This is a genomic window from Brevundimonas sp. PAMC22021, from assembly GCF_019443405.1.
GTDB lineage: Bacteria > Pseudomonadota > Alphaproteobacteria > Caulobacterales > Caulobacteraceae > Brevundimonas.
This window is the reverse complement of record NZ_CP080376.1, coordinates 488311-500624: the sequence shown is the minus strand read 5'-3', so window position 1 is coordinate 500624 and position 12314 is coordinate 488311. Positions and strand designations below refer to the sequence as shown.

Genomic DNA, 12314 nt, shown 5'->3' with positions numbered 1-12314 from the left:
GCTGCTTGTTGAAGCGGCCGCCTTCGCCTAACGCTCCGTGACCGCCTTGGGGAGGCGGGTTTTCCGGAGTGTCCGATGCGTCCTGTCCGCCGCCTGCTTCTGCTCGCCGCCTCCAGCCTTGCGCTGACGGCGGCCCTGCCAACGCTATCGATGGCGCAAGCCGCGCCTGCGGCGGCCGAGGCGCCATCAGAGCCCTGGGCGCAGACCGCCAGCGACATCCCCGCCGATCCCGCCGTACGTTTCGGCCAGCTGCCGAACGGCATGCGCTACGCCCTGCTGAAGAACGCCACGCCCCCGGGTCAGGCCTCGTTTCGCCTTCGCATCGACGCCGGCTCGCTGATGGAGCGCGACGACCAGAAGGGTCTGGCGCACTTCATGGAGCACATGGCCTTCAACGGCACGACCAACATTCCGGAAACGGAGATGCTGCGCCGGCTGGAGCGGCTGGGGCTGGCCTTCGGCGCCGACACCAACGCCTTCACCAGCTTCGACCAGACCGCCTATGTGCTGGAACTGCCCAACACCCACGCCGAGACGGTCGACACCAGCCTGAACGTCCTGCGCGAGATGATGTCGGAGGCGCTGATGGCGTCGGACGCCATCGACGCCGAGCGCGGGGTCATCATGGGGGAGGAGCGCACGCGCGACACGCCGCAACTTCGCGTGCTGAAGACCCAGTTGGGTCTGTTGGCGCCCGGTCAGCGCCTGTCCGAGCGCCTGCCGATCGGCGACCTGGAGATCATCCGCACCGCGCCTCGCCAGCGGTTCGTTGACTTCTACAACGCCTACTACCGACCCTCGCGCGCGACCTTCATCGCTGTCGGCGACTTCGATGTCGACGCCATGGAGGCCAAGGTGCGCGGGGCGTTCGAGAGCTGGACGCCCAAGGCGGCGGACGGCGCAGAGCCCGATCTCGGCCAGGTCGCGCCGCGCGAGCCGGAGACCCGCATCCAGGTCGAGGCGGGGGTGCCCTCCTCCATTCAGCTGAACTGGATCACCGCGCCCGACACCGATCCCGACACGGTGGCCGAGCGCGCCGAGTCGATCCGGCGCGGCCTGGGTCTGGCGGTGCTGAACCGTCGTCTGGGCGAGATCGCACGCGCGGACAATCCACCGTTCCTCGGCGCAGGCGGCGCCTACCAGACCCTGTTCGACAGCCTGAGCCTGGGCGTTCTTTCGGTGGCCTTCAACCAGGGCGCCTGGAAACCGGCCCTTGAGCGCGTCGAGCAGGAAAGCCGCCGCCTGGCGCAGTATGGCGTCACCGATGTCGAGCTGCAGCGCGAGATCACCGAGGGCCGCACCGCGCTTCAGAATGCGGTGGCCACCGCCGCCACCCGCTCGACCCCTGCCTTGGCCGCGGGACTTCTGAATGCGGTCAACGAGGACGACGTCTTCTCGACGCCGGCCACCGCGCTCGCAATCTTCGACCAAACGGTCGAGGGCCTCACCGCCGACCAGGTCAACACGGCGGTTCGCGCCGTGTTCGAGGGCGGCGGACCGCTGGTCCTGTTCACCAGCCCCGTGCCGGTCGAGGGCGGAGAAGCCGCCGTCACAGCCGCGCTGGAAGCCTCGCGCGCCACGCCGGTCGAGGCGCCCGCCGCCCAGGCGCAGCTCGAATGGCCCTACTCCGACTTCGGAACGCCGGCCGCACCGGACAGCCGCACCGAGGTCGCGGACCTGGGGCTGACGCTGGTCACCTTCGCCAACGGGGTGAAGCTGACGATCAAGCCGACCGACTTCCGCGACGAGCAGATCCTGGTCACCGCCCGCACCGGCATTGGCGAACTGGCCCTGCCGACCGATCGCGCAACCTCCATGGCCTTTGCCTCGACGGTCATGGGGCCGGGCGGTCTGGGCAAGCTGACGGCGGACGAGCTGAACCGCGTGCTGGCCGGCCGCGTCTTCTCGGTCGGCGCCTCACAGGCCAGCGACGCCTATGTCTTCTCGGGCGCCACGCGGCCCGAGGACCTGCAGCTCGAGATGCAGGTGCTGACCGCCTATCTGACCGATCCGGGCCTGCGCGCCGCTCCGTTCGAGCAGGTCAAGGGCGTCTATCCGCAGATCCTGGACCAGCTGAGCGCCACGCCCGGCGGCGTGTTCCAGCGTGACGTGACGGGTCTGCTGGCCGGCGGCGACAAGCGCGAGACCTCTCCCACCGTGCAGGAGGTCGCCGCCATGACGATCGACGAAGTCCGCGCGGGCGTCCGCTCCGGGCTTGCTTCCGGCCCGATCGAGGTGGCGGTCGTGGGCGATGTCGATGTGGACGCGGTGATCGCCGCCGTCGGCTCGACGCTGGGGGCCCTGCCCGCGCGCGGCGAAGCGCCGGCTCCGCTGGCCGGCTCGGACCAGCGCCGCTTCCCCGCCCCGCCTGCCGCGCCGGTGCGCCTGACCCACACTGGGCCGGGCAATCAGGCGCTGGGCTTTGTCGCCTGGCCGACGCGTGACCAGATCGGCGACCGCACGGAGGCCCGCCAGCTGACGATCCTGGCCGATGTGCTGCAGCTGCGGCTGAACGACGAAATCCGCGAGAAGCGCGGCCTCGCCTATTCGCCCAATGCGGGCTCGACCGCCTCGGATGTCTTCCCCGGCTACGGCTATCTGTCGGTGACGGCCGAAACGCCGCCGGAGGAGTTGGCGACGCTGTTCCAGGCCGTGGACGCCATCGCCGCCGACCTGCGCGACAAGCCGGTGGACGAGGACGAGCTGAACCGCGCCCGCCTGCCTGCGGTGGAGCGCCTGCGCCGCAGCCAGGCCGACAACGGCTACTGGCTGGGCCAACTCAGCCAGGCCCAATCCGACCCGCAGGCGCTGGACCAGATCCGCAGCAATGTGGAGGACCTGCAGGCGGTCACTCCCCCTGACCTCCAGCGCTTGGCCCAGGCCTATCTGAAGCCGGATACAGCCTGGCGCGCCGAGATCGTCTCGTCGCAACCGGCGACCGCCGCGGCGCCTCAGCCCACTGCTCCCGCCGGCGGCTGAGCCTCTAGGCCCAGGCAAGAGAAAGGCCCCGGTCCTGCTGGACCGGGGCCTTTTTCGTGTCGCGCTGGTCAGCAGGACCGGATCAGAACACCCGGCCGCCGACGCCCCCGTCCAGGGTGATGGCGCTGGTGATCACCGCCGTGGTCTCCACCACTTCCTCGCGGTACTCGGTGTATTCCTCCTCGCGGAACATGGTCAGCACCTTCACGCCCGCGCCATAGCGGCGCAGCAGCGAACGCTCGTTGCAGTCGCGCTCCGCCCGCTCGGGCCGGCATTCCAGCTTGCCGCCGGCGCCGTACCACAACGCCTCGTGCTTGCGGCAGGTCAGGCTTTCGCCGCCGTCGAACCGTTCCTCGCCCTGCCAGTCGGCGAAGGTGGCCTGCAGCCAGGTGCCCGCCAGGCAGCGATACAGCTCGCCTTCATAGTCCTCGCCCACGTCGCGGCCGGGGCGCACCTGGGACGCCGGGTGCGGCACCGAACGGTCGTCGATGCAGACGGCGCGAATGATCACCTGCTTCATCTCGCGTCGCCAGGCGGTGAAGGGGGTGCGCACCACCTGCTGGATCGGCGCCTCCACGTTCAGACCCTGCACCGTGGTCGGATAGGGCTGGTCCACCGACACATAGGCTGATCCGCCTCCGCCTCGCCCGAAGCCCAGTCCGGCCGCGTTGGACGACGACCAGCTGCGCGCCGAGGCTCGGGCGCGCGACAGGGCGTTGGCCTGGGCGTTCGCCTCGGCGTTGACCTTCACATTGACGTTCACATTGACATTGTTGGTGTTGCAGCTGCCGTTCATGCAGTCCGCGATCGGCGGAGGCGGCGGCTGGCATCCTTGGTCGCAGGGCTCGGGTTCCGGCTCGGGCGGCGGCGGTTCCGGCTGGCAACCCTGGTCGCAGGGCGGCGGCTCGGGCGGGGGGCAGATCACCGGATCGCCGCACGATTGCGCGGCCGCCGCATCCGCCAGCGCCATGACGGCGAAGCCGGCGGCCAAGCCCAGCAGCCACCTGTTGATCCGCAACCGCATCGGCCGCCCTCCAGACATGCGGGCGCGCCCACGTTGCACGCCGCTCCATCCGGCACCTGACCGCAAAACCCTTGAGTTTCCGTGAAGCCGGCCACAGCGAGGGATGGCGCAGAGCCGCCCGCCTCTGCTAACACCCCGCCATGACCGTGCGCGCCCTCCGCCAGACGATTAGCCGCCCGGCGTAGCGCTTCCGGGCTCCTGGCCCCGCGCTCGCCGGGAGGATTGCAAAAAGCCGCCACGATCCAAACTCACGACGCCGAGACCGCCCCCATGGCCGATTCCGCCGACACCGCCCCCGCCGGCCGCGACTATCGCGACACCGTCTTTCTGCCCGACACGCCCTTTCCCATGCGCGGCGGCCTGCCCAGGAAGGAGCCGGAAATCCTGGCTCAGTGGGGCGACCTCTATGCGACGCTTCGCGCCGAGCGCCAGAAGCAGAACGCGCCGCTGTACGTCCTGCACGACGGCCCGCCCTACGCCAACGGCGACATCCACATCGGCCATGCGCTGAACAAGACGTTGAAGGACTTCGTGGTCCGCAGCCGCTTCCTGCTCGGCTACGACGTCGATTACGTCCCCGGCTGGGACTGCCACGGCCTGCCGATCGAGTGGAAGATCGAAGAGCAGTTTCGCTCAAAGGGCCGCCGCAAGGACGAGGTCTCCAAGGACGAGTTCCGCCGGGCCTGCCGCGACTACGCCGCTGGCTGGATCGACATCCAGCGCGAGCAGTTCAAGCGCCTGGGCATCACCGGCGACTGGACCAACCGCTACGCCACCATGGACTTCACGTCCGAGGCCGCCATCGTCGCAGAGTTCCACAAGTTCAAGAACTCCGGCCAGCTGTATCGCGGCTCCAAGCCGGTGATGTGGTCCCCGGTCGAGCGCACGGCCCTGGCCGACGCCGAGATCGAATATCACGACCACACCTCGCCCACGATCTGGGTCAAGTTCCCGGTCAAGACCTATGACGAGGACCGCTACAGCGTCTCGGACGACGATCGCGGCGACAACGTCTTCCGTCTGGCGCCCAACGACGCCTCGGTGGTGATCTGGACCACCACGCCCTGGACCATCCCGGCCAACCGCGCCATCTCCTATGGTCCGGACATCGCCTATGGCCTCTACGAGGTCGAGACGATGCAGGCCGACCTCGCCTTCGAGCCGTGGTCCAAGCCCGGCGATCGCCTGATCCTGGCCGACAAGCTGGCCGAGGACGTGAAAAAGGCCTCCATGGTCGCCGAATGGCGCCGCGTCTCCGACGTCGACTGCACCGGCATGATCTGCCGCCATCCGCTGTGGCAGCAGGACGAAGGCTTCGGCTACGAGGTGCCGCTACTGGCCGGCGATCACGTCACCGACGATGCGGGCACGGGCTTTGTCCACACCGCGCCCGGTCACGGCGCCGACGACTATGCGGTCTGGCTGGCCAACGGCTTCACCGAGGTGCCGGACACGGTCGATCCGGACGGCGCCTACTATCCGCACGTGCCCCTGTTCGCCGGCCTCAAGGTGCTGGAGACCGAGGGCAAGAAGACCGGCAAGTTCGGTTCCGCCAACGGCGCGGTGATGGACAAGCTGATCGAGGCCGGAAACCTCCTGGCGCGCGGCCGACTGGAGCATTCCTACCCGCACAGCTGGCGCTCCAAGGCGCCGGTGATCTTCCGCAATACGCCCCAATGGTTCATCCGCATGGACCAGCCGATCGAGGGCGGAAAGACGCTGCGCGACACCGCGCTTTCCTCCATCGACGCGACCGACTTCCATCCGGCGGCGGGCAAGAACCGCATCCTTTCAATGGTCGAGGGCCGTCCCGACTGGCTGATCAGTCGCCAGCGCGCCTGGGGCACGCCGCTGGCCATGTTCATCGACAAGGCGACGGGTCAGCCGTTGGTCGACGCCGATGTGGACGCCCGCATCACCCAGGCCGTGGCCGAGCATGGCGCCGACATCTGGTTCACCGCGCCAGACGGCGACTTCCTGGGCGACCTCGACCCAGACGCCTTCGAGAAGGTCACCGACATCCTGGACGTCTGGTTCGACAGCGGCTCGACCCACGCCTTCACCATCGACCCGCGCACGCCTGAGCACGGCTATGCCGGCGACCGCCCGTCGCACTGGCCCGCCGACCTCTATCTCGAAGGCTCCGACCAGCACCGCGGCTGGTTCCAGTCCTCGCTGCTGGAAGGCTCGGGCACGCGCGGCCGCGCGCCCTTCAAGGCGGTGCTGACCCACGGCTTCACCCTGGACGAGAACGGGGAGAAGATGTCCAAGTCCAAGGGCAACACCGTGGACCCCGCCAGCGTCATCAAGGAATCGGGCGCCGACATCCTGCGTCTGTGGGTCGCCTTGGTCGACTATTCGGACGATCAGCGCATCGGCAAGCAGATCCTGCAGACCACCGTCGACGCCTATCGCAAGCTGCGCAACACCGTGCGCTATCTGCTGGGGGCCCTGGCCGGCTTTGGCGAGGCCGAACGCCTTTCGGATTACGGCCAGATGCCGCCGTTGGAGAAGTTCATCCTGCACCGCCTGCATGAGCTGGATGGCCAGGTGCGCGAGGCCTACCGCACCTACCGCTTCCAGGACGTGGTGCGGCCGGTGCTGGACTTCTGCTCCAACGACCTGTCGGCGCTGTATTTCGACATCCGCAAGGACAGCCTCTACTGCGACCGTCCCGACGCGATCCGTCGTCGCGCCGCCCGCACGGTAATGGACGAAGTCTTCGCCCGCCTGACCGCCTGGCTTGCCCCGCTGGTTCCCTTCACCATGGAAGAGGCCTGGACCACGCGCTTCCCTGATCAAGGCTCGAACTGCGCGCGTATCCTGGCGGATGTTCCCGCCGAATGGCGCAACGACGCCGAAGCCGAGCGCTGGGCCGGCGTGCAGAGCGTGCTGGAGGTCGTCACCAACGGCCTGGAGGAAAGCCGGCGCGCCAAGACCATTGGCGGCGCGCTGGACGCCTGGCCCGAAGTTCGCCTGCCCTCGGACGCCGCCGCCCTGTTCGCCGACCTTGATGCGGCGGAGGTGTTCCGCACCAGCGGCGCCGATCTTGTTGTTGAGGACGGTGTGGCGATCTCGGCCATGATCAATACCGCCGACTATCCGAAGTGCGCCCGCTCCTGGCGCCGCGTCCCCGACGTCGGCTCCGATCCCGCCTACCCCGACCTCTCCGCGCGGGACGCCGACGCCGTGCGTTTCCTCGACGCGCAGAAGGCCGGCTGACAATCTCCCCTCCCCACATTGGGGAGGGGATCAGGTAAGGCGGAGAGGATTGTTCCGCTGTACAGACCCCTCCGTCCCGCCGCTTCGCGCCGCGCCACCTCCCCATCGCCGATGGGGAGGAGAGGTGACCAGTCTTCTCCCTCCCCGTCCGGGGAGAGTGGCTGAGCCGCAGGCGAAGCCGGATGGGGGGCGGCCGTGGGATCCGTCGAAGACTTGTCCGCCTTAAAGCCGGCGCGACCCTGCCGGGCCGCCCCCACCCGGTCACTGACGCGACCACCCTCCCCGAACGGGGTGCCTCCCCCTTCTTTCCGTCACCCTCGGGCTTGTCCCGAGGGTCCAGAGTCCCGGTGCTTACCGGCGAAGACCGGGGGTCTGGATCCTCGGGACAAGCCCGAGGATGACGGGAATAGAGGGCCAGACAGCGCATCAGCGGCGGCAAAAGACAGCCAGAACAACCATCTAGCCAAACCTCACCCCGACTTCCCCACCGCACCTCCATCCCGTGCCACCCTGCATCCGTCTCGTCGCACTGGAGGGCTCGTCTGGCCTGCGACCTTGCGAGCGGCGGGAGCGGATGGAGCGGGAGCGGCGGGGTCACACCCGTCGCGCCGGTCTCGGGCATGGCTCGGGGCCGAGAGGGTCGAGGGGGATACTCGGCCGGTCCGGGGACAGGGTCGCAGCCCTGCCCGCCCGCCGCAGGCTTATGGGGTTAGGCGATAAGACCGCCACCATCCTCCGCCCCGAGCTTGCAGGCACAAATCATCCGCGCGGGGCGTCAGCTTTCGTCGAAACGGTAACCACTACCCACACTCCGGGCGAAGGCCCGGCACCTCGCCCGCCCCTCCGACCGGATGCGAAACCGCATCCGGGGCTTTTGCGCGCACCCCCGCGACCCGTTGGCGGCTGACGCGTTTCCGCCTTGATTTTCGCCGGATGCGCCACCAACTGTAACGCTTCCCATCACTGAACCGAGCCCACCTTCCGAAGGAGCGCCGATGCCGCATGCCGACAGCCTGATTCTCACCCTGGTCGGAGGATTCGTCCTCGCCTTCGTGTTCGGCATGTTGGCCAATCGGCTGAAGCTGTCGCCGCTGGTCGGTTATCTGGTGGCGGGCATCGTAGTGGGGCCGTTCACGCCCGGCTATGTGGCGGACACCGAGCTCGCGCCGCAACTGGCCGAGATCGGCGTGATCCTGCTGATGTTCGGCGTGGGTCTGCACTTCTCGCCCAAGGACCTGATGCAGGTGCGAAAGGTCGCCATTCCGGGCGCTCTGGTCCAGATCGCGGCGGCAACGGCGCTGGGCTGGGCGCTGGGTCGCTTTGTACTGGGTTTGCCGGACGTCGAGGCCCTGCTGATGGGTTTCGCCCTGTCGGTCGCGTCCACCGTTGTGCTGATTCGCGCCCTTGAAGAGCGGCGTCAGTCCAAGGGCGACATCGGCAAGATCGCCGTGGGCTGGCTAATCGTCGAGGACCTGGTCATCGTCATCGCCCTGGTCATGCTGCCGCTGATCGTGGTTCCGGCCGGAACCGTGGTCGAGCCGGGCGCCCTGGCGATCAGCATCGGCTGGACCCTGGTCAAGGTGGCGGTCTTTGTCGCCCTTATGCTGGTGGTGGGCGGCAGGGTGCTGCCGTGGTTGCTGGTGCGGATCGCCCATACCAAATCGCGCGAACTGTTCACCCTGGGCGTGCTGGCCATCGCCCTGGGCATCGCCTTTATCGCCTATGAAGTGTTCGGCGCGTCATTTGCGCTGGGCGCCTTTGTCGCGGGCCTGGTGCTGAACGGCACGCCGCTGGGCCACAACGCCGCCGAACGATCGCTGCCGCTGCGCGATGCGTTCGCCGTGCTGTTCTTTGTTTCGGTCGGCATGCTGTTCGATCCCGGCATCCTGCTGCGTGAGCCGGGGGCGGTGCTGGGGGTCCTGCTGATCATCATCGTCGGCAAGTCGGCGGCTGCGCTGGCCATCACCACCGTCTTCAAGCTGGATCGCAAGACCAGCCTCACTGTCGCGGCCGCCCTGGCGCAGATCGGCGAGTTCTCCTTCATCCTGGCGGCGCTCGGGATGGCCCTGGGCGCCGTCAGCCGCGAGACCCACGACCTGATCCTGGCGGGCGCGCTTCTCTCGATCTCGATCAATCCCTTTGTGTTCAAGTTTATCGACCGGATGGGCGCGGCGCCCGATCGCGCCCGCATCGCGCGCGCCGAAGCCGCGGAGCGCACCGACCCGCCGGATCTTGCCGACGCCGACAAGATCAAGGACATCCCGCAGCCCAAGGCCGCCGCGTCGAATCCCCAATGATTCAACGCCAGGCGGAGGCGCGCTCATGGCTCGCTAACCATTGGCTCTCTACCCTTGGTCGATCACCTCAAGAACGCGCTTTCCATGTCCGCCTTCCAGTCGCTCAACGTCCTTCTGGTGGACGATAACCAGCACATGCGCGCCATCGCGTCCGCGGTGCTGCAGTCGGCGGGCATCCGCAATGTGCGCGAGGCGGCGGACGGCACCGCCGCCATGGCCTTGCTGCGCCAGTATCCGATCGACCTGGCGATCGTGGACTTCAACATGTTCCCGATGGACGGCTGCGCCTTTACGCGCCTGGTCCGCACCCGCCCGGACAGCCCCAACGTCTATCTGCCGATCATCATGATGACCGGCCATTCCGAGCGCAGCCGCGTCACCGACGCCCGCGACGCCGGCGTGACCGAGTTCGTGGTCAAGCCGATAACCGCCAAGGCCATCTTGGACCGAATCAACGCCGTGGTGTTCAAGCCCCGGCCGTTCGTGAAGACGGACGCCTATTTCGGGCCCTGCCGCCGGCGGCGAGACGAGTTCGGCTATGCCGGCCCGTTCCGCCGCGCCACCGACGTCAAGCGGGCCTGACTCACCAGGCGATGGTCAGGCCGCCGTCCACCACCAGCGTCTGACCGGTCGTATAGGCCGCCGCCTTGCTGCACAGAAACACGGCTGCGCCCGCGATCTCGTCCGGCTGGCCGATCCGCTTCAAGGGCGCGGGATCGGTGACCTGTTTCAAGAGTTCGGGATTCTCCCAGAGGTAGCGGGCGAAGTCGGTCTGGACGAGGCCCGGCGCGATGCAGTTCACCCGCACATTGGACGGCCCGAACTCCACCGCCAGATTGCGCACCAACTGCATGTCCGCCGCCTTGGACACATTGTACGCGCCGATCAGCGCATTGCCTCTCAGGCCGCCGATGGAGGAGATCACCAGGATCGCGCCGTCGCGCCGCTCCACCATGGCGGGCGCGACCATCTGCACCAGCCAGTGATTGGCCAGCACATTGTTGCGCAGTATCTTTTCGAACTGCTCGTCCGAGATGCCGGCCATCGGCCCCGCATACGGATTGCTGGCGGCGTTGCAGACCAGGATGTCGATCTGCCCGAAGGCCGCGATCGTCTCGTCGACCAGCCGCTGCAGGTCTTCCTTGGAGGCGATGTTCGCCGGAACCGCGATGGCGCGTCCATCGCCGTGCCGCGCATTGATCGCCTGGGCCACCTCTTCGCAAGGCGCGGCCTTGCGCGACGAGATCACGACCCGAGCGCCGTGTTCGGCCAGCCGCTCGGCGATGGCGCGCCCGATGCCCCGCGACGATCCCGTCACGATGGCGGTCTTGCCGGAAAGGTCGAACAGTTCCATGGGCTTTCCTCCTGCCTGGCCGCACGGTTGATTTCCGCGCTGTGCTCGGCTGGGTTCCCTGATACGCTGATCCTCGACCGATTCCATCCGGGAAGGCGGCCGAACCGAGACCGATGCGCAACGTCACCGCCGGCTTTCTGTACTTCGCCTACCTTTTCCTCGGCCTGACCGTGGGCGCCTTTCTGTGGCGGGCGGGGCTGGGGATCGGCGCAGGCGTCGCCGGCGCCTTCGGCGCGCTTGGCCTGCTCGGCGCCTTTCACGCGGTCGTCACCGGCGCCATCGAACGCCGCGCCCTGAAGAAGGAGATCGGCCAGGTCCGCGAGGCGCACCGCCTGCTGGCCGACGCGATGGAGTCCACGCAGGGCGCGCTGACCGAACTGGCCCAGGCCATCGAAAGCGGCGCCATCTCGCGCACCGAGGAGCTGACCTCGGAGGTGCGCATGCTGGAAACGCTGATCCAGCAGATGAGCGAGAGCATCGACGACCGTCTGGCCCAGACGCCGCCCGTCCCGCTTGACGCCTTCCAGGGCCGCCATCACCAGCAGTCGAACGTGCTGCTGAAGACCATCCACGACGCGCTCAGCGAGAACCGCGTCGATCTTTACCTGCAGCCGGTCGTCTCGCTGCCGCAGCGGCGGACCGTCTTCTACGAAAGCTTCACCCGTCTGCGTGACGCCTCCGACCGGGTGATGATGCCGGCGGAATATCTGGCCACCGCCGAGACGGAAGGGCTGGCGCCCGCCATCGACAACCTTTTGCTGTTCCGCTGCGCCCAGATCGTGCGCCGGCTGGCGCGCCAGGACCGCAAGGTCGGCGTCTTCTGCAACGTCGCCCTGACGTCGCTCGGCGACGAGACCTTCTTTCCGCAGTTCCTGGATTTCCTCAGCGAAAATCGCGACCTGAACCAGGCCCTGATCTTCGAGCTGGGGCAGGCGACCTTTGACGCACGCGGCGCCGTCGAGGCCCGCAACATGGCCAAACTGGCCGACCTCGGCTTCCGGTTCTCGCTGGACAAGGTACAGACGCTGGACCTCGACTTCGCCGACCTGCAGCGTTCGGACGTCAAGTTCGTCAAGGTCGCCGCCGATCTGCTGATCGAGCAACTGCTGGACCTGGACGGCGGCGCCCCCCTGCGCTCCATGCCCGACATCCAGGCGGCGGACTTCGCGGCGCTTACCCGCCGCTATGGCGTCGAGATCGTCGCCGAAAAGGTCGAAAGCGAGCGCCAGGTCGTCGACATCCTCGACCTCGAGATCGGCATGGGACAGGGCCACCTGTTCGGCGAGCCGCGCGCCATCAAGGAGCAGGTGCTGGCCGAGACCGATCCGCCCGCCGACTTCCTCCGCTCCACCCTGCGCAGCGCCGAGCAGCGCAGACGGTTCGGCTAGGTCGCTCTTCGACCTCGGGCGACAACCGGCCGCGCCGAGGTCGAAGGGCT

The 12314-nt window shown here is 68.2% G+C and carries 7 protein-coding genes; 5 read left to right on the top strand and 2 right to left on the bottom strand.

Annotation, left to right across the window (positions count from 1 at the left end; genetic code table 11):
• Nucleotides 1-75: 75 nt before the first annotated feature.
• On the top strand, nucleotides 76-2979 hold the full coding sequence (locus KY493_RS02315) for a pitrilysin family protein (RefSeq protein ID WP_219897393.1): 2904 nt from the start codon (nucleotides 76-78) through the stop codon (nucleotides 2977-2979).
• An 82-nt stretch (nucleotides 2980-3061) separates the two neighbouring features.
• Here the strand turns inward: KY493_RS02315 and KY493_RS02310 are convergent, their stop codons facing one another.
• Complete coding sequence (locus KY493_RS02310) at nucleotides 3062-4003, bottom strand: hypothetical protein (RefSeq protein WP_255567979.1); 942 nt, start codon at nucleotides 4001-4003, stop codon at nucleotides 3062-3064.
• Between the two features lie 270 nt (nucleotides 4004-4273).
• Between KY493_RS02310 and ileS the strand changes: the two genes are divergently transcribed.
• From ileS to KY493_RS02295, 3 genes are all read left to right on the top strand, one after another.
• Nucleotides 4274-7225, top strand: a complete 2952-nt coding sequence (gene ileS / locus KY493_RS02305; protein ID WP_219897392.1) for an isoleucine--tRNA ligase — start codon at nucleotides 4274-4276, stop codon at nucleotides 7223-7225.
• A gap of 995 nt (nucleotides 7226-8220) precedes the next feature.
• A complete protein-coding gene (locus KY493_RS02300) occupies nucleotides 8221-9522 on the top strand; it encodes a cation:proton antiporter (protein ID WP_219897391.1) in 1302 nt (433 codons plus the stop codon).
• A gap of 84 nt (nucleotides 9523-9606) precedes the next feature.
• Entirely contained in the window at nucleotides 9607-10104 is a 498-nt protein-coding gene (locus KY493_RS02295; RefSeq protein WP_219897390.1) for a response regulator, read from the top strand.
• Nucleotide 10105: 1 nt separating this feature from the next.
• Here KY493_RS02295 and KY493_RS02290 read toward each other — a convergent pair whose 3' ends face one another.
• A complete protein-coding gene (locus KY493_RS02290; protein WP_219897389.1) occupies nucleotides 10106-10876 on the bottom strand; it encodes an SDR family NAD(P)-dependent oxidoreductase in 771 nt (256 codons plus the stop codon).
• Nucleotides 10877-10989: 113 nt separating this feature from the next.
• On the opposite strand from KY493_RS02290, the gene KY493_RS02285 reads away from it, so the two are divergent.
• Nucleotides 10990-12264, top strand: coding sequence for an EAL domain-containing protein (locus KY493_RS02285; protein ID WP_219897388.1), 1275 nt, complete (start codon nucleotides 10990-10992; stop codon nucleotides 12262-12264).
• Nucleotides 12265-12314: the final 50 nt, after the last annotated feature.